The sequence below is a fragment of the Hymenobacter cheonanensis genome, assembly GCF_030581075.1.
Classification (GTDB): Bacteria; Bacteroidota; Bacteroidia; order Cytophagales; family Hymenobacteraceae; genus Hymenobacter.
Genome location: NZ_JAUQSW010000007.1, coordinates 231,344 through 254,708 on the forward strand (window position 1 = coordinate 231,344; position 23,365 = coordinate 254,708).

The 23,365-nt window shown below is 63.0% G+C and carries 17 protein-coding genes; 1 reads left to right on the plus strand and 16 read right to left on the minus strand.

Annotation, left to right across the window (positions count from 1 at the left end; translation table 11 throughout):
• Positions 1 to 61: 61 nt before the first annotated feature.
• From Q5H89_RS14935 to kduI, 11 genes are all read right to left on the minus strand, one after another.
• Positions 62 to 580, minus strand: coding sequence for a nuclear transport factor 2 family protein (locus Q5H89_RS14935; RefSeq protein WP_305020142.1), 519 nt, complete (start codon positions 578 to 580; stop codon positions 62 to 64).
• 9 nt (positions 581 to 589) lie between these two features.
• Positions 590 to 1,966: an MFS transporter gene (locus Q5H89_RS14940; RefSeq protein ID WP_305020143.1), complete on the minus strand. Its 1,377-nt coding sequence runs from the start codon at positions 1,964 to 1,966 to the stop codon at positions 590 to 592.
• 136 nt (positions 1,967 to 2,102) lie between these two features.
• The gene (locus tag Q5H89_RS14945; protein ID WP_305020144.1) at positions 2,103 to 2,768 is read right to left on the minus strand and encodes a bifunctional 4-hydroxy-2-oxoglutarate aldolase/2-dehydro-3-deoxy-phosphogluconate aldolase; all 666 of its coding nucleotides are present in this window, start codon (positions 2,766 to 2,768) and stop codon (positions 2,103 to 2,105) included.
• 127 nt (positions 2,769 to 2,895) lie between these two features.
• Positions 2,896 to 3,909 carry a sugar kinase gene (locus tag Q5H89_RS14950; RefSeq protein ID WP_305020145.1) on the minus strand — a complete coding sequence of 338 codons (1,014 nt, stop codon included), beginning with the start codon at positions 3,907 to 3,909 and terminating at the stop codon, positions 2,896 to 2,898.
• Positions 3,910 to 4,089: 180 nt separating this feature from the next.
• Complete coding sequence (gene uxaC / locus Q5H89_RS14955; protein WP_305020146.1) at positions 4,090 to 5,535, minus strand: glucuronate isomerase; 1,446 nt, start codon at positions 5,533 to 5,535, stop codon at positions 4,090 to 4,092.
• Positions 5,536 to 5,700: 165 nt separating this feature from the next.
• Positions 5,701 to 7,350: a UxaA family hydrolase gene (locus Q5H89_RS14960; protein ID WP_305020147.1), complete on the minus strand. Its 1,650-nt coding sequence runs from the start codon at positions 7,348 to 7,350 to the stop codon at positions 5,701 to 5,703.
• A gap of 93 nt (positions 7,351 to 7,443) precedes the next feature.
• Positions 7,444 to 8,976: a tagaturonate reductase gene (locus Q5H89_RS14965; RefSeq protein ID WP_305020148.1), complete on the minus strand. Its 1,533-nt coding sequence runs from the start codon at positions 8,974 to 8,976 to the stop codon at positions 7,444 to 7,446.
• A gap of 39 nt (positions 8,977 to 9,015) precedes the next feature.
• Positions 9,016 to 10,098: a pectate lyase gene (gene pelA / locus Q5H89_RS14970; protein ID WP_305020149.1), complete on the minus strand. Its 1,083-nt coding sequence runs from the start codon at positions 10,096 to 10,098 to the stop codon at positions 9,016 to 9,018.
• Between the two features lie 105 nt (positions 10,099 to 10,203).
• Positions 10,204 to 12,048, minus strand: a complete 1,845-nt coding sequence (locus Q5H89_RS14975; RefSeq protein ID WP_305020150.1) for a RagB/SusD family nutrient uptake outer membrane protein — start codon at positions 12,046 to 12,048, stop codon at positions 10,204 to 10,206.
• Between the two features lie 40 nt (positions 12,049 to 12,088).
• On the minus strand, positions 12,089 to 15,394 hold the full coding sequence (locus tag Q5H89_RS14980; protein WP_305020151.1) for a SusC/RagA family TonB-linked outer membrane protein: 3,306 nt from the start codon (positions 15,392 to 15,394) through the stop codon (positions 12,089 to 12,091).
• Positions 15,395 to 15,439: 45 nt separating this feature from the next.
• Positions 15,440 to 16,270 (minus strand): 5-dehydro-4-deoxy-D-glucuronate isomerase, encoded by an 831-nt coding sequence (gene kduI / locus Q5H89_RS14985; protein ID WP_305020152.1) that lies wholly within the window; start codon positions 16,268 to 16,270, stop codon positions 15,440 to 15,442.
• Between the two features lie 357 nt (positions 16,271 to 16,627).
• Between kduI and Q5H89_RS14990 the strand changes: the two genes are divergently transcribed.
• Positions 16,628 to 17,650, plus strand: coding sequence for a LacI family DNA-binding transcriptional regulator (locus Q5H89_RS14990; protein WP_305020153.1), 1,023 nt, complete (start codon positions 16,628 to 16,630; stop codon positions 17,648 to 17,650).
• A gap of 21 nt (positions 17,651 to 17,671) precedes the next feature.
• On the opposite strand, the gene Q5H89_RS14995 is transcribed toward Q5H89_RS14990, so the two are convergent.
• The 5 genes from Q5H89_RS14995 to Q5H89_RS15015 form a co-directional block, all read right to left on the minus strand.
• Positions 17,672 to 18,088 carry a hypothetical protein gene (locus Q5H89_RS14995; RefSeq protein ID WP_305020154.1) on the minus strand — a complete coding sequence of 139 codons (417 nt, stop codon included), beginning with the start codon at positions 18,086 to 18,088 and terminating at the stop codon, positions 17,672 to 17,674.
• Positions 18,089 to 18,114: 26 nt separating this feature from the next.
• Positions 18,115 to 19,119: a pectinesterase family protein gene (locus Q5H89_RS15000; RefSeq protein ID WP_305020155.1), complete on the minus strand. Its 1,005-nt coding sequence runs from the start codon at positions 19,117 to 19,119 to the stop codon at positions 18,115 to 18,117.
• 254 nt (positions 19,120 to 19,373) lie between these two features.
• On the minus strand, positions 19,374 to 20,324 hold the full coding sequence (locus Q5H89_RS15005; RefSeq protein WP_305020156.1) for a pectinesterase family protein: 951 nt from the start codon (positions 20,322 to 20,324) through the stop codon (positions 19,374 to 19,376).
• A gap of 138 nt (positions 20,325 to 20,462) precedes the next feature.
• Positions 20,463 to 21,314, minus strand: a complete 852-nt coding sequence (locus Q5H89_RS15010) for a fumarylacetoacetate hydrolase family protein (RefSeq protein WP_305020157.1) — start codon at positions 21,312 to 21,314, stop codon at positions 20,463 to 20,465.
• A 67-nt stretch (positions 21,315 to 21,381) separates the two neighbouring features.
• Positions 21,382 to 23,295, minus strand: a complete 1,914-nt coding sequence (locus tag Q5H89_RS15015) for a glycoside hydrolase family 88 protein (RefSeq protein ID WP_305020158.1) — start codon at positions 23,293 to 23,295, stop codon at positions 21,382 to 21,384.
• Between the last annotated feature and the right edge of the window lie 70 nt (positions 23,296 to 23,365).

A 23,365-nucleotide genomic window follows, 5' to 3' on the forward strand; every position in this document is an offset into this window, starting at 1 on the left:
TGCCGCCAGGCACCCCTCCCCCGCAGGGGAGGGGCCGGGGGTGGGGCGGCACACCGCAGACCTATTTCGCCTCTGGCTGCTTCTGCGACTGCCAGAGTACCACCTGCCAACCCTGCGGATTCTTGATTTGCACGGTCACGTACTTGAGGTGCGCCACGTTGGGCGAACCATCGGGTTTGTTGGGCTGGTAGATGGTAATCTGGCCATTCACCACGGCCGTGGTGCCGCCGTTGTAGGCGCGCACGTTGATGTTTTCGACGTCAATTTTGTCATACACGCTCTTGCCGTCGCGAATGCTTTGCAGGTAGTCGTTTTTGCCGTTTTGCTTGCCGCTGGCGTGGGTATACACCAAGTCGTCGGCAAAGGCTTTTTCTAGGAAAGCATAATCCTTGCTCACCTGGGCCGCAAAGCGCTGGCGCTCCAGCGCCTCCACTTCTTTGGCGGCGGTAGCGTTGCGCTGGGCGAGGTTGGCCTGAGCAGGCAGCAGGGCCGTATTCGGGCGGGGCATTTTGGGCGCGGCCTGGGCCTGGGCAAGTAGGGGCAGGGCTAGCAGGGCCAGCGCGGTGAGCAAGCGGTTCATAGAAGCAGCTTAAGAAGCAGTGGGAAGAATATCGTCCTCGTCGAGCTTGATGGGCTCCATGCGCGGCACCAGCGTAAACATCAGTACCCAGGCCAGCAGATAGGCCGCCCCGCAGATGAAGAACATGATGTAGTAGGCTTTATCGAGCTGGCCGATGCTTTCGAAGTGCACAAACATGCGCTTCTGCACCAAGGCCGTGAGGGCAATGCCGCCCAGGCCGCCCGCCATGCCGCCAATGCCCGTAACCGAGGCCACGGCGCGCTTCGGAAACATGTCCGATACGGTGGTGAAGATGTTGGCGCTCCAGGCCTGGTGGGCCGCCGCCGCAATGCCGATGACCAGCACCGCCAGCCACATGTTCATACCCCCTAGCCACTGCGCAAACACAATCGGGAACACGCAAAAGGCAATAACCAGCATGGCCGTTTTGCGGGCCTGAAAAGCCGGCATGCCGCGCTTGATGAACCCTAGCGGCAGGTAGCCGCCGCCCACGCTGCCGATGCTCGAAAGCACGTACACGGCCGCCACCGGCAGGGCAATGGCCGTGCCCTTGAGGTGGTACTGCTTGCTCAAAAAATCAGGCAGCCAGAACAGGTAAAACCACCAGATGGGGTCGGTAATGAACTTGCCAATCACGAAGGCCCAGGTTTGGCGGAAGCCCAGCAGCGGCAGCCAGCCCACTTTGGGCTTCTCTTCCGTCACGCCCTCGGTGGGCAGGCCCACCGGAATATCGGCGTTGATGTAGTCGAACTCGGCCTTGCTCAGGCGCTTGCTTTCGGCCGGCGTTTCGTAGATGAGCATCCACAGCACCAGCCACACAAAACCCAGCGCGCCAGTGATGAGGAAGGCCCACTGCCAGCCAATGTGCTCGGCTATCCAGGGCACCGTGAGCGGCGCCACAATGGCGCCCACGTTGGAGCCCGAATTGAAGATGCCCGTGGCCAGGGCCCGCTCGCGCTGCGGAAACCACTCGGCCGTGGTCTTGATGGCCGCCGGAAAGTTGCCCGCTTCCGTGATGCCCAAAAAGCCGCGCGCTACGCCAAAGCCCAGCGTACTGCTCACCAGGGCGTGGCCCATCGCAGCCACGCTCCACAGCGCGGTAGAAAGCGCATAGCCGAGCTTGGTACCCAGCTTGTCGATGATGCGGCCCACCCCAATCATGCCCACCGCGTAGGCCAGCTTGAAGGCAATCTCGATGTTGGCGTAGTCGCCCGCGTTCCAATGAAACGCCGTTTCGAGGTAAGGCTTCAGCAGCGAGATAACTGCCCGGTCGAGGTAGTTGATGGTGGTGGCAAAGAATACCAGCGAACAGATAGTCCAGCGGTACCGGCCGATGACGGCCGACGTATCGGCGCCGGGCGGCGAGCTGCGAAGGGTGGGATTCATAGAGGATAGTATTAGGGATGCTGCTTAAAACCGTTTGTCATTGCGAGCCTGCGAAGCAATCGCACCAGAACGAGTCGTGCGGGTATCGTGCGGGTGCGATTGCTTCGCAGGCTCGCAATGACAGGCGAATTATTGGTCATTGACCAACAGCTACCTGCTGCTGTAAAAACGTCATCAGCGGGGCCACCCGCGCCGTAATCGTGGCCGCGTCGCTAGCTCCTTTAAAGAGCTGCGAGCCCACACCCACCACGTTCACGCCGGCCCCAAACCACTCGGTGAGGCTGGCCTCGGTGGGCTCGACGCCGCCCGTTACCATGAGCTTGACGCCGGGCATGGGGCCGCGCAGGGCCTTCACATAGTCGGGACCCACGAGGTTACCGGGAAATATCTTGACGAGCTGCGCGCCGAGCTGGGTGGCGGCGTAAATCTCATTGGGCGTGAGGGCGCCGGGCAGCCAGGCCACGTCGTGGCGCTGGCAGGCGGCGGCCACCTCGGCCGTGGTTACGGGCTGCACCACGAAGGCCGCGCCGGCCGCGATGAAGCGCTCGGCATCGGCGGCGGTGTAGATGGTGCCAATGCCCAGCACGAGGTCGGGGCAGTCGTCGGCCACCAGCTTGGCCAGCTCCTGAAACACCTCGAAGGCATTGGCCCCCCGGTTGGTAAACTCAAACACCCGGACGCCCCCCGCGTAGCAGCCCCGCACAATGGATTGCGCATAGGCCGCATCGGCATGGAAAAAAACCGGCACCAGCGGCGCGGCCAGCGTGCGGGCAATAACGTCTTGGGAAGGGAGGCGAGGCATCAGGTTATGTCAAGTAATATGTTTCGTCTGTCATTGCGAGCCTGCGAAGCAATCGCACCAGAACGAGTCGGGTGGGTGTCGTGCGGATGCGACTGTTTCGCAGGCTCGCAATGACAGATGGAAAACATTACCGCAGCAAACGCCCCGTGAGGTTGCCCTGCATGAGGTGCTCGACTTCGGCGGGCGTCACCAGGTTGATGTCGCCGTGAATGGTGTGTTTCAGCGCCGAGGCGATGGTGGCAAATGACAGCGCCTGCGCGCGGTCTTCGTAGGTAGTAGAGCCGTAGATGAAGCCCGAGATAAACGAGTCGCCGCCCCCGATGCGGTCTACCACCGGCGCGATGTCGTAGAAGGGCGTTTCAAAAAACTCGCCCTGGTCCCAGAGCAGCCCGCAAATGCGCTCGTGCGAGGCGCTTTGCGTCTGGCGGCGGGTGGCAATCACGCGCTTGATATTAGGAAAGCGCTGGGTCAATTGCTGGCTCATCGAAATGAAGCCGTTGTCCGAGTCCGGGTCGGCCTTGATGCCGAACAGGTCGTCGGCGTCGCCTTCGGTGCAGACCACGAGGTCGCAGCCTTCGACCAGGGCGGGCATTACGTCCTGCGCCTTCTGGCCGTACTGCCACAGGTTGCGGCGGTAGTTCACGTCGGCCGACACGGTGACCCCTAGCCGGCGGGCGGCCGCAATGGCCTCGGCCGTGGCCCGGGCGGTGGCGGCCGAAATGGCGGGCGTGATGCCCGTCCAGTGCAGCCAACCGGCGTCTTGCAGAATCTCGTCCCAGTTGAAAGCCGCTGGGTCGAGGTGCGCGAAGGCCGACTCGGCGCGGTCGTACACGATGCGGCTGGGCCGCAGCGAGGCGCCCACTTCTAGGAAATACAATCCTAGCCGGTGGCCTTCGGTGAAGTAGCAGTGGGTGGTATCGACGCCGTAGCGGCGCAGGTGGTTGGCGGCGGCATAGCCCAGCTCATTGGCCGGGAAGGCCGACACGTGGGCGGCGGGCACGCCCATTTGGGCGAGGGCGGCGGCTACGTTGGCGTCGCCGCCGCCGTAGGTTACTTCGAGGGTGGCGGTTTGGGGTAGCCGGTAATTCAGCGGCGGCGAGAGCCGCATCATCACTTCGCCGAAGGTTACGACTTGCTTCATGGGGTGGGAATCAGCGCCCCGCTAATAGGGTAAGCTGGGGCTGGCCAGGGGTAATTTGACTTGAAAGGTAGGCCGCTAACTTGGTGCTTCGGGGCCCTTTTTCGGCTTTTTTTAACGCAAACGTTCCCGATAGTCTGCTTATTAAGCAGGCTGAAACCAGCAGTTCAGTAAAGGGAAGGCCTAGCCGGCCACCAACTCTCCCGTACTCACCGGGGCAGTGGTAGCAGCAAAGCCGAAGTAGTTTTTGGCGTTGCCGTAGCTGATGTTTTCGACCAGCTGGCCGAGCCAGGGCAGCTCCTCGATGGGCAGCTCGCCGTTTTCCACATCGCGGCCCAGCAGGTTGCACAGGATGCGGCGGAAATACTCGTGGCGCGGGAAGGAGAGGAAGCTGCGCGAATCGGTGAGCATGCCCACAAACTGGCTCAGCAGGCCCATGCTGCTGAGGGCGTTGAGCTGCTTTTCCATGCCATCCTTCTGGTCCAGAAACCACCAGCCCGAGCCAAACTGGATTTTGCCGGCCGAAGAACCGTCCTGGAAGTTGCCAATCATGGTGGCAAACAGGTCGTTATCGGCGGGGTTTAGGTTGTAGAGAATAGTTTTGGCTAGCTTGTTTTGGTTGTCCAGGCGGTCGAGAAAGCGCGACAGGGCGCGGGCCTGCGAGAAGTCGCCAATCGAGTCCCAGCCCGTGTCGGGACCTAGCTCGCGCAGGGCGCGGGTGTTGTTATTGCGCAGCGCGCCCAGGTGAAACTGCTGCGTCCAGCCTTTCTCCCAGTCCAACTCGGCCAGAAAAATCAGCATGGCCGACTTGAATTTTTCAATCTCCAAAGCGCTCAGCGGCTGGCTAGCCTGCGCTTTCTCAAAAATGGTGGCTACCTCCGCCTCGGTATAATCGGCGGCGTAAATCTGCTCCAGGCCGTGGTCGGAGAGGCGGCCACCCAGCGAGGCGAAGAAGTCGTGGCGCTGGCGCAGGGCGGCCAGCAGGTCGGCGTAGCCGCGAATGTCTACGCCGGCCGCCGCGCCCAGCTTGTCGAGGTATTGGCGGTAGTCGCTCGCCTCGGGCGTCATGGCCTTGTCGGGGCGAAAGGTGGGCAGGATGCGCGTGCCGAAGTCGTGGCTAGCCAGCGCCTGGTGATGCTCCAGCGAGTCAGCCGGGTCGTCGGTGGTGCACACGGTCACCACGTTCATCTTGCGCAGCAGACCCTGCACGCTGTATTCGGGCGTTTGGAGCAGGGCGCTGCACTGGTCGTAGATGCGGCGGGCGCTGTCCTTGTTCAGCAATTCGGTGATGCCGAAATAGCGGCGCAGCTCCAGGTGCGTCCAGTGGTAGAGGGGGTTGCGCACGGTATATGGCACCGTTTCGGCCCACTTCTCAAACTTCTCCCAGTCCGAGGCATCGCCGGTGATGAAGCGCTCGTTCACGCCGTTGGCGCGCATGGCGCGCCACTTATAGTGGTCGCCGTAGAGCCAGATTTGGGTGATGTTCTCGAACTGCCGGTTCTGGGCAATCTGGTCGGGCGGCAGGTGGCAGTGGTAGTCGATGATGGGCTGCGCGGCAGCGTGCTGGTGGTAGAGCGTGCGGGCCGTTTCGGTTTGCAGCAGAAAGTCGTCGGAGAGGAAAGGCTTCATAATAACGGGGCGCCTCACCCCCCGGCCCCCTCTCCTTGGGGAGAGGGGGAGCCACGGCGGCTTGGACGTTAGATAGTGAATTATTTTACTGGAAAGTCGTCAGGCCCCCCCCTCTCCCCAAGGAGAGGGGGCCGGGGGGTGAGGTGAATCGCTAGGGTAGATTGCCTACAAAGAAACGCCGCGCTTCCAGGGAATAAAATCGGTTTGGCCGTGGCGCACGGCGCTTACCTCTAAACCGCTGGCTACTTGCACTACATAATCGAGGATGCGTTCGCCGGCCTGCTCAATGGTTTCTTCGCCGTCGATAACGGTGCCAGTGTTCAGGTCAATGATGTCGGGCATGCGCAGGGCCAGCTTGGTGTTGGAGCTGATTTTTACCACCGGGGCGATAGGGTTGCCGGTAGGCGTACCTAGCCCGGTGGTAAAGAGCACAATGTTAGCGCCCGAGCCCACTTCGGCGGTCGTGCTTTCTACGTCGTTGCCGGGCGTGCAAAGCAGATTCAGGCCCGGCTTGGTCACCAGCTCAGGGTAATCGAGCACGGCCACGACCGGCGACGAGCCGCCCTTGCGGGCCGCGCCGGCCGATTTCATGGCGTCGGTAATGAGGCCGTCGCGGATGTTGCCGGGCGAGGGGTTCATGTCGAAGCCCGAGCCCACGGCTACCGCGCTCTCGCCGTAGGCTTTCATGAGCGAAGTGAAGCGCTGAGCCGTGTCGTGGTCCACCGAGCGGTTCACGATTTCCTGCTCCACGCCGCACAATTCGGGAAACTCGGCCAGGATAACCGAGCCGCCCAGGGCCACGAGCAAGTCGGAAACGTGGCCCACCGCGGGGTTGGCCGAGATGCCCGAAAAGCCATCCGAGCCGCCGCACTCCAGGCCGATGGTGAGCTTGCTGAGCGGCGCCGGCTGGCGCTGCTGCTGGTTGGCCTGCATAAGGCCGGCGAAGGTCTGGCGCAGGGCCATGCTTACTAGGGCTTCTTCGGTACCAATCGTCTGCTGGTCGAGGATGAACAGCGGCTTGCTGAAATTGGGGTCGCGCTTCGCAATCTCCTCCTGCAGCATGCTGGCCTGCGCGTTCTGGCAGCCCAGGCTGAGTACCGTGGCGCCGGCCACGTTGGGGTGGGTAATGTAGCCGGCCAGCAGGCCGCACAGCGTCTGGGCATCCTGCCGGATGCCGCCGCAGCCGCCCTCGTGCTGCAAAAACCGGATGCCATCCACGTTCGGAAACAGCCGGGGCTTTTGGTAGTCCACTTCGGCCGAGTGCAGGTCGGTGGCCAGGATTTCCTCTACCGACTTGCCGGCCTTCATCAGCTCCACCAGGGCCTGCGTTTGGGGCTGGTAGCTTTTGCGGCGGGCGTAGCCGAGGTCGTTTACCAGGGCTTCTTCGAGTACCTGAATGTTGCGATTCTCGCAGAAAACCAAGGGGATAACGAGCCAGTAGTTGGCCGTGCCCACGCGGCCATCGGGCCGGTGGTAGCCCCTAAAGGTGCGGCCCGCAAACTTCGTCACGTCGGGCTGGGCCCAGCTGTGCGGGTGCTGGCCTTCCTGGTACGAGTCGGTGGCGTGCTTGATGTTGGCGGTGGTAAGCAGGCCGCCCTGGGCTACGGGCGCGGCCATTTTGCCCACCAGCACGCCGTACATGGTTACCTCAGCGCCGGGGGCTAGCGGCTGCAAGGCCAGCTTGTGCTTGGCCGGAATTTTCTCGGTGGTGGTCACGGTCACCCCGTCCCAGGTTACGGGCGTGCCGATGGGCAGGTCGGTGAGGGCAACGAGCACGTTATCGGCAGGGTGGATTTTAGCAACGAGGTGCTTCATAATCTTCGATAATTATGAATTATAAATTATGAGTTATGAATGGCTAATGAAACTTAGCTAGGCAGTAATAAGGTAGCTAAGGTCAGCTCCTGGCTAAACCGCGGCGCGCTGCGTTTTGGTTAATTTAGCAGCCAGGGTAGCGGCGGCGCCTTCCTGCAGTAGCTGCAGCAGGTAGCGCGTCACGGCGTCTGCGAAGCCGGGCAGGGCCGTGAGGTCGGTGCCCCACAGGCCAAGGTCGCTCAGCACGCGCTGCACTAGTTCGATGGGCGGGCAATGGGCCCAAAGGTCGGCAAAGAAGCCGGCCTGCTCGTCCTGAATCGGGTATTCCTGGCCGTGGGCCTCGCCGTACCAGGTGCCGCCTTCGTGCCGGGTGCCGCGCATAAAGAGCAGGTAAGCCGCGAAGCCCAGCGCCACATAGTGCGGCACGGCCCGCAGGCGCGCCACGTAGTGCAGCAAATCGGGCACCACGCGCATGCGCAGCTTGGCCGAGTAGTTGAGCGTGATGGCTAGCCAGCGGTGCTCTACGGCGGGGTTGCGGAAGCGGTCGAGCACCTGCATACCAAAGCGCTGCCCAGTTTTCTCCTCAATGGGGTAGGGGATGCCGGGCAGCAAATCGGCCAGCATCAGGTGGCGGATGTAGATGAGCAGGTCCTCGTCCTCCATGGCGCCGCGCACGGTGGGCACGCCCGCCAGCACGGCTAGCCCGCAGGCCAGCGAGTGCGTGCCGTTGAGCAGGCGCAGCTTCAATTCCTTGAACTGGTTGATGTCGGGCTGCACAATAATGCCCGGGTTCACCGGCTGAAAGCTCAGCACGCGCTGCACCCGCTCATCGCCCTCAATGGCCCAGAGCGCGTACACTTCCGACATCGTCAGCAGGTCGTCTTCGTAGCCCAGCTCCTGGGCTAGCGCGGCGCGGGCGGCCGCGTCGGGCCGGCCCGGCACAATGCGGTCAACCAGGGAGTTGCAGACGGTATTCGCGTTCTCCAGCCAGTGCAGAAAGCCCACGTCGGGCACCTGGCTTTCGGCCAGCTCGCGCAGGATGCCGCGCAGCTTGGTGCCGTTGTCAGGAATCAATTCGGTGGGCACAATGACCAGGCCCTTGTCCTGGGCGCCGGCGAAGGCCTCGTAGCGGGCCAGCAGCACGGCCAGCAGCTTGCCCGGAAACGAGCGCGGCGGCGCGGCGCGCACGTCGTCGGTTTCGTCGAGCACGATGCCAACTTCGGTGGTGTTCGAGAGCACGATTTGTAAGTCGGGGCTAGCCGCAAAGGCCAGCACCTCGGCCCATTGGCTGCGGGCCGACAGCACCCGGCTGAGGCTGGCGCACACCACGTCCTGGCTCACGGGCACTTCGTCTTCAATGCCGCGCACGCACACCGTGTAGAGGTTGTCCTGGCGCTCGAAGGCGGCGGCATCGCCGCCGTCGGTGCTTTTCACCACCACCACGCGGCCGTTGAAAATACCCTGGCGGTTGGCCTGGTCAATCAAGAAATCGGGCAGGCCGCGCAGCAGCACGCCGGTACCAAATTGCAGCACCTTCTCGGGCAGGTCGAACAGGGCCGGCGCAGGCAGGCTGACGGTTGGGCCGGCCGCGGCAGCCCGTACCAATTCCTGGGTTAGGATGGGCATAAAGTAGCGAATTATTCTAAAATAAAATCTGATTTTCAGTTAGTTGGCGCCCCACTTCTGCTGCCACTTCGGGTAGTCGCGGGCGAGTAGCTTTTCGGGCCAGGTGCCGGCATACACGTAGCCGGTGCGGCGCTCTACCTCGATGTCGGCCAGGCGGTCGTGCTTCACGCCATCGCGCCCCACGTAAATGGGTTTATTTGTGTCGAGGTCGTAGAAGCGGGCCCACACCGTGCTGCCCGCCTGGGGCACCATTACCCGGTCGCGCCCCTTGGGCTGGCTAGGGTCGGCGAGGTCCTGCACGGCCGTATTCTCAATTTTCGAAGCCTGAAACCACGCCACGGCCGCTGCAATAGCCTTGCGTACTTCGGGCGAAGGCTGGTCGAGGCTCAGCAAAAACTCGGTGATGCCTACCGACTCGTCGCCGCTCAGCGAGGCCAGCTCGAAGGCGCGGGCCTTGCAGGGCAGCAGCGTGGTGCGGTCGTGCTGGGCGCCCCAGGCCGTGAGCTTGCCGTGCTGCACGTACTGGGTTTTCAGGATGCACTGCACGCCGCGGTCCACGGCTTTTTGGGCGGGCATTATCAGGCTGGCATCTACCAGGGCAAAGTCATTTTTCTTCTCAGCCACCGCCTTCAGCACTTCCAGCGCCCGTATCATGGCGTTGTCGTTGTAGGTAATCTGGGCGCGGTAGAAGCGCGCATCAGGGTAGTACTGCGGAAAGCCCCCGCTGGGCTGCTGCATCTTCAGCAGGTAGCCAATGCCGCGTTCGGCGGCCTGGCGGTAGGCCGGGTTCTGGGTGGCTTTGAAGGCCGAAACCAGGTAGGTGATTTCGCGGGTCGTGGCGTTGTTGTCGATGGTCGCGTCTTCCTGGCCAGCCCCCCGGCGGGCGGCCGCCAGGTCGGCGTCATTCATGCGGTGGCGGTAGTCTACTTTCACCTCGTTCACGGCTTTGGGCCAGCCGCCGCCGCTGCGCTGGAAGGCCAGCATTTTTTCGGCAGTCGTATCCTGGGCAGCAGCTGGCTGCGCCGCCAGCGGCGGCACCGGCACCCGGCTGGCCGGGCGGCCGTGGCCGTGGGCCAGCCCGGCCGCCAGGCTCAGGGTGAGCAGGAGAAGGCAAATTTTCATGAGTCAGAAAGGCTGAGCGGCGCCGGAAGGCAAGAGAAATAAAAGCGAAGAGTTAAAACACTTTCAGTTAATTGTTTAACTCTTCGCTTTTACCTCTCATTACCCCTAGTACCCGTAATTCTGTACCAGGGCCGGGTCGGTGTCGAGGGTCGTTTGCGGAATGGGCAGCAGCTCTTTGCCCTGGCCCGTGACGTACTCGGCGGCCATGCCGCTGCCCACGCTGTTGACGGTAGTGGTGCCGATGGTTACCACGGTGCCGCTAGGGCGCAGGTTGCCCACGTAGGTAGCATCGATGCCCTGGCGCCAGTTCACGCGGGTGGTGCCGCTAGGGGTGGCAGCGGGCGACGGCTTGTAGAAGGAGCGCTGCCACTGCACCACGCCGTTCACTACTTTGTAGAACTGGTACTGCGGCACCGTGTTGTAGGGCGCCGAGGCCGAGCGCAGCAGGTCGAGGTTGGCCTTGGTCGAGGCCAGCTTGTCGGCCAGCAGGTTCCAGCGCAGCAGGTCGTACTTGCGGATGCCCTCGGCACCAAACTCCAGCAGGCGCTCGTTCACGATGGCGTTGAACATGTCGGCCTTCGAGCCGGTGTTCACCCCTAGCGCGGCGCGGGCCGAGTTGCCGCCGAAGCCGCGGGTGCGCACCTCCAGCAGGGCGGCGCGGCCGGCGGCGGTGGGGCCGTTAAGCTCGTTATCCGTCTCGGCAAACATCAGCAGCACGTCGGCAAAGCGGATGAGCGGCCAGTTGTAGCCCAGGTAGTTGTTGGTGCCAGGCAGGGCCGGGCTGTGCCAGTCGCGGCGGAATTTGCCGTCGTACAGCGTATTCAGGGCCACGCCCGACTGCACGTTGGCGCCGCTGGCGTACTGGTAGGGCGCGATGGTGATATCGCGGCGCACGTCGGTCGAGTCGAAGGCGTAGAAGTAAGTCGGCACTACCGTCACGGCGCCCTGCGTCGAGCCGTAGATGGGCGAGGCCTGCAGGCGCGGGCCGTTGTAGTAGCCCAGCTTCGAGTCGCCGGTGGCCGTCGAGCCCGCCATACCTACCTCAAAAATTATCTCGTTGTAGTTGTCGTGGCGCTGCTGGTTTACCCCTAGCCACAGGTCCGAAAAGCTGGGGTTGAGGGTGTGCTCGCTACGGCGGGCCATCAGCTCCAGGCACTCCTGGCGGGCAATGGTGTAGTAGGTGAGGTAGTCGGCGGCGCGGGTCATCGTGTTGCCCTTCAGGGCGTAGCCGCCGCGCTGCAGGCACAGGCGGGCGCGCAGGGCCTTCACGGCGCCCTTCGTAATGCGCTCGTTTATTACGCCGGCACCCGAGCGGTAGGGCACGAGCTTTTCGGCCGTGGCCAGGTCCGCAATCAGGGTAGTGAGCGTCTGGTTACGGTCACCGTTGGGCAGGTTGAAATTCTGGTCGTAGCTCGAGGGCGTGAGCTGGGCCGGCACGTCGCCCCAGTTGCGAATCAGCTCCAGGTAGTACTGGGCGCGCAGCGTCAGGGCCTCGCCATAAAGACGGTGCAGGCTGGCCGTGTCGGTGCTGGTGCCGCTGGTATAAAGGGCCATCTGCGGAATGTACTTGATGCACACGTTGGCCCGCTCCACACCCTGGTACAGGTTGTTCCAGGGGTTGATAATCTCGGTGTTAGAGGCAAACGCCTTGTAGCGCGCAATGCCACGGCGGCCCGTATCGTAGGTGCCCGACGAGCCGATAAGCTCATCGGTATCGTAGGGGTAGTACAGGCTCAGGCGGGTGCCGTAGGTGTTGTCGCCCGAGAGCGGGTCGTAGGCCCCGAGCACGGCGCTCTGCGCGCCGCTCACGGTGCTGAAGGTGGCCTCGGTGGTGGTGAGGGCCGTGGGCTCAATATCGAGGTAGTTCTTGCAGGACGAGGCCAGCCCGGCCGCCCCGGCCAGCAGCACGGCCACCGTGGCCTTCCGCGAAGAAAAAGTGGAGAATTTCATAGGGCTAGGTACTAGCTGATAATGCGGGTGGGAGAAAAGCTTAGAGCCCCAGGTTCAGGCCGAACAGGAAGGCGCGGCTGCGGGGGTAGGCCGCGTAGTCGACGCCCGGCGTGAGCGGCGTGGCGCGGCGGGTGTTCACCTCCGGGTCGTAGCCCGAGTATTTGGTGAAAGTGTAGAGGTTGTTGAGCGTGGCGTAGAAGCGCAGGCTCTGCACCTTCACGCGGCTCAGCAGGCCCTTGGGCAGCGAGTAGCCCACCGTGATGTTGTTGATGCGCAGGAACGAGCCGTCCTCGATGGCGTAGGAGTGCAGCAGGTAGTTGCCGCGCACCGGGCTCCACATAGTAGCGTTGGCGTTCACCTGGTTGAAGGTGGCCGCGTCGGTGATGAGCGCGCCGCTGTTGTCGATGTAGCGCACGCGGTTGTTCATCTCGCTCAGCAGGTTGGCGTAGGGCGTGTTGGCCGTGCTGGTCGTAAACTCAATCTTGTTGGCGTTGTATATGTCGTTGCCAAGCACGAAGTTGAGGAAGATGCTGGCGTCGAAATTCTTGTAAGTGAACTGCTGGTTCAGGCCGCCAATCACCTTGGGGTTGGCGTTGCCGATAACCGTTTTGTCAGCTTCCGTAATCTGGCCGTCGCCGTTCACGTCGCGCAGCTTCAGCGAGCCGATGCTCAGCTGGGGGTTGCCGGTCACGCTCAGGTCGCTGGCCACGCCATCGTTCAGCACGCCGGTGCGGGTGGCGTAGTTGTACGATTTGAAATCATTGGCCGTGTAGAAGCCGTCGGTGATGTAGCCGTACATCTGGCCCACCGGCTGGCCCACGCGGGCCACGTAGTCGGAGCCCGACAAGGCCGTGCCGGCCCAGCCCGACTGAATGCTCGGAATCTCGTTCAGCCCGCCCAAGTCCGTAATTTTGTTGCGGTTGAAGGAGGCGTTGGCCGAGGCCGTCCAGGTGAAGTTCGAGGTCTGCACCACCGTGCCGCTCAATTGCAGTTCGAGGCCTTTGTTCGAGGTCGAGCCGATGTTGCGGTACTGCGAGGTGTAGCCCGAGAAGCCCGGCAGCGGCTGCGAAATCAGCAGGTCGTGGGTCGTGTTGTAGTACACATCGGCCGTGAACTGCACGCGGTTGTTGAATAAGCCCACGTCCACGCCCACGTCGCGGGTCGTCGTGATTTCCCACTTCAGGTCGGGGTTGTAAAGCGTCGTGAGGGCCGTGGCGGGCGTGGTCACGTGGTTCAGGGCGTAGTTGACGTTGCCAGCCTGGTAGAGCGGCTTGGTCAGGAAGTCCGGAATGCGGTTGTTGCCGGCCTGGCCGTAGCTCACGCGCAGTTTCAGGTCCGACACCTTAGTGAGGTAGTCCTTGAAAAAGTCTTCCTGCGAGATGCGCCACGCGGCCGAAGCGCCGGGGAACACGCCACCGCGGTTGCCGGGCTCGAACTTCGACGAGTTGTCGTAGCGGGCCGAGGCCGAAACCAGGTACTTGCCATCGTAGTCGTAGCTCAGGCGCGTGAAGCCCGACACCAGGCCGTAATCAACCGGAATAGTCGTGCTGGGTAGCACCGGCTGGGCGTTGATGCCAATTGGCAGCACGGCCTGGTTGATGTTGGCTAGGGCCCGCTCGGCGGTAATGTCAATCGGGAAGTAGTTGACCTGCACCGCGTACTGCGTGGTGCGCTGGCGGTAGGTTTCCTCCCCTAGCAGGGCCGTGAAGGTGTGCTTGTCTTTCTTGAACGTGTAGTCGAGCACGTTCGAGTTGTTCAAGGTCGTCGTCAGTCCATCGGTAATGGTGATGAACGGCTGGGTATTGTAGCCGCCCGCCGCCTGCCGGATGGTGGGCGAGTAGTAGCCGTTGAACGTGCTCAGGTCGGCGTAGGTGATGTCGAAGCCGCCCGTGGAGCGGAATACTAACGAGGGCAGGATGTTGAACGCTGCCGTGGCGCCCATGTTGAAGGTGCGGCGCTTATCCGAGCGGTACTCGTTGTTGCTCACCAGCACCGGGTTAATCAGCGTCGAGTTGTTGAAGAAGTCGGGGTCGAAGTTGGCGGTTGGGTCGGCGCCCGCGCCGGTGGGCAGGTTGAAGGGGATGTACTGCACTGCGTTGCGCAGGCGCGAAGTGGTGTTCGAGCCGGTGTTCACGAGCTGGCCGGTGCTGGAGGTGCCGAGTGCCGCGCCGGTGCCCGCGCCCAGGTTTTCCTGGTCGTTGAAGCGGGCGTTGAAGCCCAGCCGGAACTTGTCGCTAGCCTTGGTATCGATGCGGAAGTTCACCAGGTTGCGCACGTAGCCCGACCCTAGCTGAATGCCGTTCTCGTTGTTGCGGGTCAAGCTCAGGTTGAACGTGGTGCTCTTGGTGCCGCCGCTGATGGCCACGTTGTGCGTCTGCTGCACGGCGTTGCGGCCAAATACCTGCTGCTGCCAGTCCTGGTTGGGCAGGTTGCGCAGGCGGTTCAGCGTATCGCCGTTGAAATTAAGCGAGCCAAACACGCTCTTAAACGTGCTCAGGTTGCCGGTGGTGCCCGAGGCCGTGCCCACCAGCTGCGCCCGCTCATACTCCCAGTTCAGGTAGTCGGCCGGCGCCATTACGCCGAGCGTCTTGGTAATCTTGCGGAAGCCCGCAAAGCCGTTATACGTTACCGAGGTGCGGCCTTCGCGGCCGTTTTTGGTGGTGATGATAACCACACCGTTGGCGCCGCGCGCGCCGTAGATGGCCGTCGAAGAAGCGTCCTTCAGCACATCCACCGAGGCAATGTCCTGCGGGGCAATTACCGACAGCGCGTTCTCAATCTGAATGCCGTCCACGATGTAGAGCGGCGAGTTGTCCTGGGTAATGGAGCCACCGCCGCGCACCCGCACCTGCACGTTGTTGTTGCCCGGCGTGCCTTCCGATGAAGTCAGCTGCACACCCGCCAGGCGGCCGGTCAGCGCCTCAGCGGCTGAGTTCACGGGAATATCCTTAATCTGCTGTGCATTAACCGAGGAAATGGCGCTGGTTACGTCGCCGCGCCGCACCTCCTGGTAGCCGATTACCACTACGTCGTCGAGGCTCTGGGTATCGGAGGCCAGCGTGATGGGGAAGGTGGTGCGGGAGCCCACGGTCACTTCCTGGCTTACGTAGCCAATGAAGCTGAAGCGCAGCACGGCCGTCTTGTTATCGGCCGGAATAGTGAGGGAGAAGGCACCGTCGGGGCCGGTCGAGGCGCCGGTGCTGGTGCCTTTCAGCACCACCGTCACGCCGGGCAAAGATTCGCCATCCGGGCCTTTCACCACGCCCGTTACGGTGCGGGATTGCGCCATCGCCAGGCCGATGCTGCCGCACAGCAAGAGCCAAAGCAGGAGAAGATGTTTTTTCATAAAGCGGAAGCGGTTGGGTGGGAAATTGAAAAGTGAACTCTTGGCTTAGCGCAGGTCATGCAGCGCCACGGCATCCATGTCAGTGTATTCGAGGTTTTCGCCGGCCATGCCCCAGATGAAGGCGTAGGCGCTGGTGCCGCAGCCGGTGTGGATGGACCACGGCGGCGAGAGAATGGCCTGCTCGTTGCTGACCCACAGCGGGCGTGTCTCTTGGGGCTCGCCCAGCAGGTGCAGCACGCGCTGGCCCTGGGGCAGGTTGAAGTAGAGGTAGGCTTCCATGCGCCGGTCGTGCACGTGGCTGGGCATGGTGTTCCACACCGAGCCGGGCTTGAGCTGGGTCAGGCCCATCACGAGCTGGCAGCTGGCAATACCCTCGTTGAAGATGTACTTGTAGATAGTGCGCTGGTTGGCCGTTTCGAGGGCGCCCATTTCCACGGGCGTGGCCTCGGCCTGGGTGCGCCGGGTGGTGGGATACGCTTTGTGGGCCGGGGCCGAGAGCAGGTAAAACTTGGCCGGGTTGGCCGCATCGACACTGCGGAACGCCACCTGCTGGCTGCCGCGGCCGATGTACAGGCAGTCCTGCGACCCTAGCGCGTGGCTAGTGCCATCGACTACAATCTCGCCCGCACCGCCCACGTTGAGGGCGCCCAGCTCGCGGCGCTCCAGAAAGTAGCTGGCCTTCAGGCTGTCGGGGCAAGGCAGGGCCAGGGCTGCGTCGGTGGGCATGGCGCCGCCCACAATCATGCGGTCGTAGTGCGTGTAGGTCAGCTCAATAGCACCGGGCGTGAAGATGTTCTCAATGAGAAAATGCTGGCGCAGGCCGGCCGTGTTGAGGCTAGCAGTTTCGCGGGGGCCGATGGCAAAGCGTTGGGTCATGGGTGGGAGAAGGGGCGGAGTGGCGCGCCCGATGGGTGGGCTAGCCCGGTTGCCGGGTGGCGAGTGAGCAAACACTCAAGGCCCGGCGCGTGGGAGTTGCGTTTTAGAAAGAACAGAAAGGCTACCTGGCACGGGCCGGCCAGGTAGGCAGTGTCGAAGTTTAGCCCCTAGCCAAGGTGCGCTGACTACCCGGGAGCGTTTTTATTTGCGCAATCGTTATCGGTAACGTTTCCACGTTCCTCATGCGCTGCTCATCTAAGCGTGGGCTAGCCCGGCAACATTGAGTTAACGTTTATCTTTAGCCGCCAAACTACCGGCCAGCTGGCTTTTAGTAATTGCATTTTAAGTAGAACCCGCTTGGAACCCGCCACCCTCAAGGACATCGCCCGCGAGCTGAATATCTCCGTATCGACCGTATCGCGGGCCTTGCGCGACAGCTACGAAATCAACCCCGAAACCAAGCGGCTGGTGATGGAGTGCGCCGCGCGCCTACACTACCGGCCCAACCCCATCGCGCTCAGCCTGAAGGGCAGCAGCAGCAAAGCCATTGGGGTCATCGTGCCGCAGATTGCCAATTATTACTTTTCGCAGGCCATCAACGGCATCGAGGAGGTAGCCAACCAGCGCGGCTACGACGTGCTCATCTTCCAAACCCACGAGGCCTACGACCGCGAAGTGGCCAACCTGCGCCAGGCCCTGGCCCGCCGCGTCGATGGCCTGCTCATCTCGCTCAGCAGCGAAACCAACGATATTTCGCACCTGCAGGAATTGCAGCAGCAGGGCACGCCCATCGTGCAGTTCGACCGCGTGTCGGCGGCCCTTGACACGCCCCGCGTGGTGGCCGACAATTTCGCCGGGGCCTTCGCGGCCACCGAGCACTTATTGCAGTCGGGGCGGCGGCGCATTGCGCACCTCACCATCCAGCCCTGGCTCAGCATCACGCAGGAGCGGCTGGCCGGCTACCGGGCCGCCCTCGAAAAGCACGGCGTGCCCTACGATGAAAACCTGGTGCGCTTCGGTACCTTCGGCCCCGACGAGGTGGGCCCGCTCGTGGATGAGCTGCTGGCCCTGGAGCCCCGGCCCGACGCCTTTTTCACGGCCAGCGACCGGCTAGCCGTGGGCTGCCTGGCGGCCCTGCGCCAGCGCCGCATCGCCATCCCCGGCCAGGTGTCGCTCATCGGCTTCACCAACCTCACCGTGGCCGATATGCTGGCCCCCTCGCTGAGCACCGTGGAGCAGCCCGCCACCGAAATCGGCCGCGTGGCCGTGGGCCGCCTGCTCGACCTGATTGAGTTGAAGCACCGCGCCGCGCCGCCCAGCACGATTACCATCCCGACCACGCTGGTGGTGCGGGAGTCGTCGGGCGGGGTGGTGGTATAATTGAAATTTTGGTCAGAATGATTACCTGGAATTCTTAAACGACTCGTGGGGTATCGGGTCGCGAGCTTCGAATTCGGCTTGACTTAACGGGCCTTCGAAGCCATCGCTTAATTCTTGGGCAGCCGGATTAGGGAGATAAGCTGCCTTGTGGATAATGAAATACAGCGTTTGCCCCTTAACGGCTCGTGACTGGTCCGACCACGCATAGGGGTGGTTAGCGCGCAGACCGCGGGCTACGATGATATCGCCATCCCACTTAGCCTCGTCGCAGCCGCCAGGAATAATTTGCAGGGTGCCGCAGTACACATTAGTGTTGTCGGGCCGGTCATAGTACCCAAACTGAAAGTCGCTATCAATACGCTGGAAACTGGAGTAGGTGCCTAGAAAAAAGTAAGCGAGTAACCCAAGCGCTACTGCGGCTATTAATAGTTTTTTCATGTTGCTTGCGCGTGCGGCTACTTAACCTACTCCTGCGGCACCCAGCCGCTTTCGCCGCCGAAGATATTGGCTAGGGTGTAGCGCTTGGCTTCCTTGGCCGTGAGCTGGTGGCTCCACTGGGCGCGGGTGGCGGGGCTAGCGCCGGGGCCGATGCTCTGGTATTCGGCGTAGTAGGCGGTTTTTTCGTTGGCGGCGTCGCGCCAGTTGTCCCAACCGGCGGGCAGTATGTGGGCGCCTAGCTCGCAGCGCAGGTACACGGTGCGCGAGTGCGGGCGCCAGGGCCGGGCCAGGTATACTTTGTGGGCGGCAGTGTCGGCCGTGAGCTTACAGTCTCTAAACACGAAGCCGTAGGCCTGGCGCTCGGTGGTGGCGGCGGCGGCGATGTAGGAGTTGCGCTTGCTACGGATTTCGCAGCGGTCGAACACGGCCACGGCGGTGCCGAAAATGAAATCGGTGGTGCCCTCGATGTAGCAGTCCTGGTAGTACTGGCGGCTATTTTCCACGGCCGGGTACAGCGTGTCCTGGTTGCCCAGCATCCGGCAGTGGCGGAAGGTGGCGCGGTCGCCATCCACGTGCAGGGCCACGGCCTGGCCCACGGGGCCGGCGGCGTTCTCGAAGGTGATGTTTTCGGCCGTAAAGTCGTTGGCCTGCACCAGCACCGTTTGGGAGGAATAGGTGTTGTGGCCGGCCGCGTCGCCGGTGTGGTCGGCGCCCGTGATGATGGTGCCCAGCGCGCTTTCGCCCACCAGCCGCACGTGCGTTTTGTGGGCCGGCACCACCAGCTTTTCGCGGTAGATGCCGTTTTTAATTTGAATCGTGACTGTCACCTGCGACAAGTCGCGCGAGGCATTTACGGCCTCCTGAATAGTGCGGTAGTCGCCGCTGCCATCCTGGGCCACGCGCATCAGCAGCACCTGGGGCGGCGGGGCCGGGCGGGCGGGCGGCATGCCGAGGCTAGCGGCGGGTGGGGTAGGCGTTTGGGCCAGGGCGGGGGCTAGCGGCAGCAGGGCTAGCAGAAGGAGTTTGCGCATAAGCAGAGAAACGGGCAGGTACACTGGCGCGAGTTTAGCGCAGCGTAACTCGTGCCTAACTATGTGATAAGGCTGTGTCTCATTTGCCGCACCAGCGGCAAGTTGCGTGGGCAGTCGTAGCAATAGGACCGGCGTAGTATTGCCGCTGGCGCGGCAGTGGAGTTGAAAACTCCACGCATGTTCGGGCACGAGTTACGCTGCGCTAAACTCGCGCCAGTGCGGTCAGTATGCCTAAGAGACTGCCGTTGCCAGTATTACTTAGATGGCTGCCAGCCGCGCAGTACGGCGGCCTGGGTGTAGGTTTTGGCTTCGGCCTTGGTGAGCTGGTGCGTCCAGGGGGCGCGGGCAGCGGGCTTGGCGCCGGGGCCGCTACTCTTATACTCGGCGTAGTAGGCAGTTTGCTTGTTGCTTTCCTTACCCCACTCGTCCCAGCCCTCGGGCCGCACGAGGGCGCCTAGCTGGCACTCCAGAAACACCGTTTTGGCGTAGGGGCGCCAGGGGCGGCCCAGGTAAAAGGAGCCGGCCGGGGCCGCACCATCGAGGCGGCAGCGGTGAAATACGTAGCCGTAGCGGGTGGTATCGGGGGTAGAGGCGGCGGTGAAGAAGCCGCCGGTTTTGCCCACCACGTGGCAATTCTCAAACCAAGCCGTGCTGCTGCCGAAAATAAAATCGACGGTGCCCTCGATGTAGCAGTCGTCGTAGAGCTGGCGGCTGCCAAAGCCGAAGGTGTAGAGCGTATCCTGAAAGCCCAGGAAGCGGCAGTGCCGAAAGCTGCTGCGGTCGCCGGCCACCCAGGCGGCCACGGCCTGCCCCACCGGCCCGGCCGAGTTTTCAAAGGTGATATTCTCGGCCGCGAAGTCGTTGGCGTAGAGGTGCACGCTGGCCGAGCCGGTGGTGCCGAAATTCTTGCCGGTGGTCGGGTCGAGGCGCTGGTTGTAGTTGTCGAAGGTGAGGATGGTGCGGGCCGCATCCTCGCCCACCAGCCGCACGTGGGTTTTCTCGGCGGCCAGGGTCAGCTTTTCCTTGTAAGTGCCGGGCTTCACGACAATGGTAAACCAGTCGGCGTTGCCGGCGGGCACGGCGTCGAAGGCAGCCTGCACGCTGCGGAAGTCGCCGCTGCCATCGGCCGCTACCACCACGCGGCGCACCTGGGCCTGGGCGGTGAGGGTGGCTAACAGCAGGCCGAGGAAAAGCGGGAGTTTCATGGGTGATAAAGTGTGGTTATATCAATCGTCTGTCATTGCGAGCAACGCGAAGCAATCGCACCCGAACGAGTCGTGCGGGTATTGTGTAGGTGCGATTGCTTCGCGTTGCTCGCAATGACAGACGGAATTATGCTCGAATCATTCCGACGCCCGCACCACCTGCCGCGCGCTGCCCAGGCCCTCGATACCCAGCTCCACCACATCGCCGGGGGCGAGGTAGCGCGGGGGCTTGAGGCCGCTGCCCACGCCGGCCGGCGTGCCGGTCGAAACGATGTCGCCGGGCAGCAGGGTCATAAACTGGCTGATGTAGCTGATGAGGTAGGGCACCCGGAAAATGAGGTTGGCGGTGTTGCCATTCTGGTATTGTTCGCCGTTTACCGAGAGCCAGATTTTGAGGCGGCTAGGGTTGAGCAGCTCGTCGGGGGTGGCTAGCCAGGGGCCGAGCGGCGCGAAGGTGTCGCAGCCCTTGCCCTTGTCCCAGGTGCCGCCGCGCTCCAGCTGGTAGGCGCGCTCGCTCACATCATTGAGCAGCACGTAGCCGGCAATGTACTGGGCCGCGTCGGCCTCGGCCACGTAGCTGGCCCGCTTGCGAATTACCACCGCCAGCTCGACTTCCCAATCGGTTTTCGCCGAGCCGCGGGGCAGGATAATGTCGTCGTTGGGACCGCTCAGCGAGGACGTGGCTTTCAGGAAAATAACCGGCTCGGTGGGCAAACCCAGGCCCATTTCCTGGGCGTGGTCGGTGTAGTTGAGGCCCGCGCACACGATTTTGGAGGGCCGCGCCACCGGCGGGCCTAGCCGGGTGGTGGGCGGAATGGGCAGCAGCAGCTCGCGCTGCACGTCCACAAACGCCGCCAGGCGCGCGAGGCCGTCGGAAGCAAAGAATTTTTCGTCGAAATCCTCGCCAAATTGGCTGAGGTCGTAGCGGTAGCCGTCGAGGACGATGCCGGGTTTTTCGTGGCCGGGCTGGCCGTGGCGAATGAGAAGCATAGCAAAAAAGGTGGAGGTAGCGGCCACAAGAACGGCAGGCGCGGCCCGGCGTTCGGGCGAGCGGCCGCTATTTCAGCAGCCAGCGCCCCAAATCCTTGCCCGCCTGGAAGTTCTCATAGGTGGCCGGAATCTTGCGCCCGTCGGTGTACTCGTTGTACAGCCACGGGTCGCCGAGGGCGAAGACGCGGCCCTTGCCCAGCGTGGCCGTAGCCATTATCACCTTGCCATTATTTGTTACCAAGGGCTGCGCGGGCGCGGTCAGGGCTAGCACCGACAGCTCTTTGATGTAGGCCGTTTTGGCGTTTTTGAATACCGCCGCGCCGCTCGCCAAATCCACGCGGCCCTGCTCAAACTGGCTGCCCTGCACCATGTTCACGCTCTGGTCGGTGAACTGAATGCCGAAGTTTTTGGCCAGGGTATTAAAGTGCTTGATTTCGCAGTTGGCCGTGTCGTTGGCCAGCAGCACCAGCGTGCCGCCGGCGCGCACCCAGTCGGCCACGGCCTTGCCATCGGCGGCCGAGATATAGCTGGGCTGCGGCGACTCCTTTTTGGTGTCGGGGTCCACTATCACGTACACATTCAGGCCCTTGAGGCTGGCGGCGGTGGGCGCGGCAGGCACCGGCACGGTGCGGGCCCCTAGCTCGCGCAGCTGGTTGCCCCACAGCCAGAAGCCGCCGTGCGTGCGCTCCTCCCAGGTGTAATGCCACTGCTCGGGCTGGCCGGTGAAAGCGTTTTTGCGCGTTTCGTGGTTGAAATAGTAGTCGAGGCCCACGGTTTTGCCCTGGCCCAGCGCGTCTTCCTGGGCTATTTCCATCTCGGTGCTCGCCAGGATGAACGGCCCCACGCCCTTCAAGTCATTCTGGCGCAGCGGCTCGCTGAGGTAGTACTGGTAAGAGCCGTCGCGGTAGGGGTTGCCGCCCAGGCCGCCCACGCTCACGGTACCGTTGAGGGCTAGCGCGCCGTTTTCGGTGCTGATGAAAGTTTTCAGCAGCCCCTCGTATCCCTTGCGGGCCACGGCGGCGTACTTCTTATCGAGGTAGCCGAGCCGCACGCCCTTGGCCAGGGCGTACACAAACATACTGCTGCCCGAGGCTTCGGCGTAGTTGCCTTTCTGGCCCTCCTGGCCCAGCACGAGGCTCCAGGTGCCGGTTTTGGGGTCCTGATATTTGGCCAAAACCGGGGCTAGCCGCTGCAAATCCTGAGTAAGCTCGGCGCGGTGGGCATTGCCGGCGGGCAGATAATCGAGCACGTCCACGAGGGCCATGGCGTACCAGCCCACCGCGCGGTCCCAGGCTTGGGGCGAGAGGCCGGTAGCTTTATCGGCCCATTTTTGCTCGCGGCTTTCGTCGTAGCCGTGGCGCAGCAGGCCGGTTTTGGGGTCGCGCAGGTGCTTTTCGATGAGCGCAAACTGCTTGGCTACGTCGTCGAGGCCGGCCTGGTCGCCGGTTAGCACGCTATACTGGGCGTAGAAGGGCTCGGCCATGTAGAGGCCATCGAGCCACATCTGGTTGGGATACACCTTCTTGTGCCAGAAGCCGCCCTCCTTGGTGCGCGGCTGGCTGGCCAGTTGCTTGCGCAGGGTAGCGGCGGCCAGCCGGTACTTCTCATTATTGGGTACCGACAGCTGGCTTAGCAGCAGCAGCGCCGGGCCAGTAGCCAGGTTATCAAGCGTGTAGTCTTCGGCCTTGTAGGTGCGGATGCTGCCGTCCTGCTGCACAAACTGGTCGAGGTCTTTCTGGATGTAGGTGAAGTAGCGGCCATCGCCGGTGCGCTCCCACACGCGCTCCAAGGCCTTCAGCATCAGGCCCTGCTCGTAATCCCAGCGGGCCGTTTTGCGGTTGCCGATAACGATGGAGTCGGGGTGCTGGGCGATGAAGGCATCGGCCATGCGCTGCGACAGGGCGGCCGGCGCATTCTGGGCCGGGGCCAGCAGCGGCAGGGCTAGCGCGGCGGCGAGGAAAAGGCGGGTGGGAGTGGACATGTAGTAGAAAGGCGGCTGCCATGGCGAGCCTGCGAAGCACCCGAAGGACAGCGCAGCTAATCTTTCCTTG

Excerpts from the sequence above, each read along its gene's own strand:
- Q5H89_RS14980 (WP_305020151.1), bottom strand. The coding sequence starts at position 15,394 with ATGAAAAAACATCTTCTCCTGCTTTGGCTCTTGCTGTGCGGCAGCATC.
- Q5H89_RS15005 (WP_305020156.1), bottom strand. The coding sequence starts at position 20,324 with ATGAAACTCCCGCTTTTCCTCGGCCTGCTGTTAGCCACCCTCACCGCC.
- Q5H89_RS14975 (WP_305020150.1), bottom strand. The coding sequence starts at position 12,048 with ATGAAATTCTCCACTTTTTCTTCGCGGAAGGCCACGGTGGCCGTGCTG.
- Q5H89_RS15015 (WP_305020158.1), bottom strand. The coding sequence starts at position 23,295 with ATGTCCACTCCCACCCGCCTTTTCCTCGCCGCCGCGCTAGCCCTGCCG.
- Q5H89_RS14935 (WP_305020142.1), bottom strand. The coding sequence starts at position 580 with ATGAACCGCTTGCTCACCGCGCTGGCCCTGCTAGCCCTGCCCCTACTT.
- Q5H89_RS15010 (WP_305020157.1), bottom strand. The coding sequence starts at position 21,314 with ATGCTTCTCATTCGCCACGGCCAGCCCGGCCACGAAAAACCCGGCATC.
- Q5H89_RS14950 (WP_305020145.1), bottom strand. The coding sequence starts at position 3,909 with ATGAAGCAAGTCGTAACCTTCGGCGAAGTGATGATGCGGCTCTCGCCG.
- Q5H89_RS14945 (WP_305020144.1), bottom strand. The coding sequence starts at position 2,768 with ATGCCTCGCCTCCCTTCCCAAGACGTTATTGCCCGCACGCTGGCCGCG.
- Q5H89_RS15000 (WP_305020155.1), bottom strand. The coding sequence starts at position 19,119 with ATGCGCAAACTCCTTCTGCTAGCCCTGCTGCCGCTAGCCCCCGCCCTG.
- uxaC (WP_305020146.1), bottom strand. The coding sequence starts at position 5,535 with ATGAAGCCTTTCCTCTCCGACGACTTTCTGCTGCAAACCGAAACGGCC.
- Q5H89_RS14995 (WP_305020154.1), bottom strand. The coding sequence starts at position 18,088 with ATGAAAAAACTATTAATAGCCGCAGTAGCGCTTGGGTTACTCGCTTAC.
- Q5H89_RS14960 (WP_305020147.1), bottom strand. The coding sequence starts at position 7,350 with ATGAAGCACCTCGTTGCTAAAATCCACCCTGCCGATAACGTGCTCGTT.
- pelA (WP_305020149.1), bottom strand. The coding sequence starts at position 10,098 with ATGAAAATTTGCCTTCTCCTGCTCACCCTGAGCCTGGCGGCCGGGCTG.
- Q5H89_RS14940 (WP_305020143.1), bottom strand. The coding sequence starts at position 1,966 with ATGAATCCCACCCTTCGCAGCTCGCCGCCCGGCGCCGATACGTCGGCC.
- Q5H89_RS14965 (WP_305020148.1), bottom strand. The coding sequence starts at position 8,976 with ATGCCCATCCTAACCCAGGAATTGGTACGGGCTGCCGCGGCCGGCCCA.
- kduI (WP_305020152.1), bottom strand. The coding sequence starts at position 16,270 with ATGACCCAACGCTTTGCCATCGGCCCCCGCGAAACTGCTAGCCTCAAC.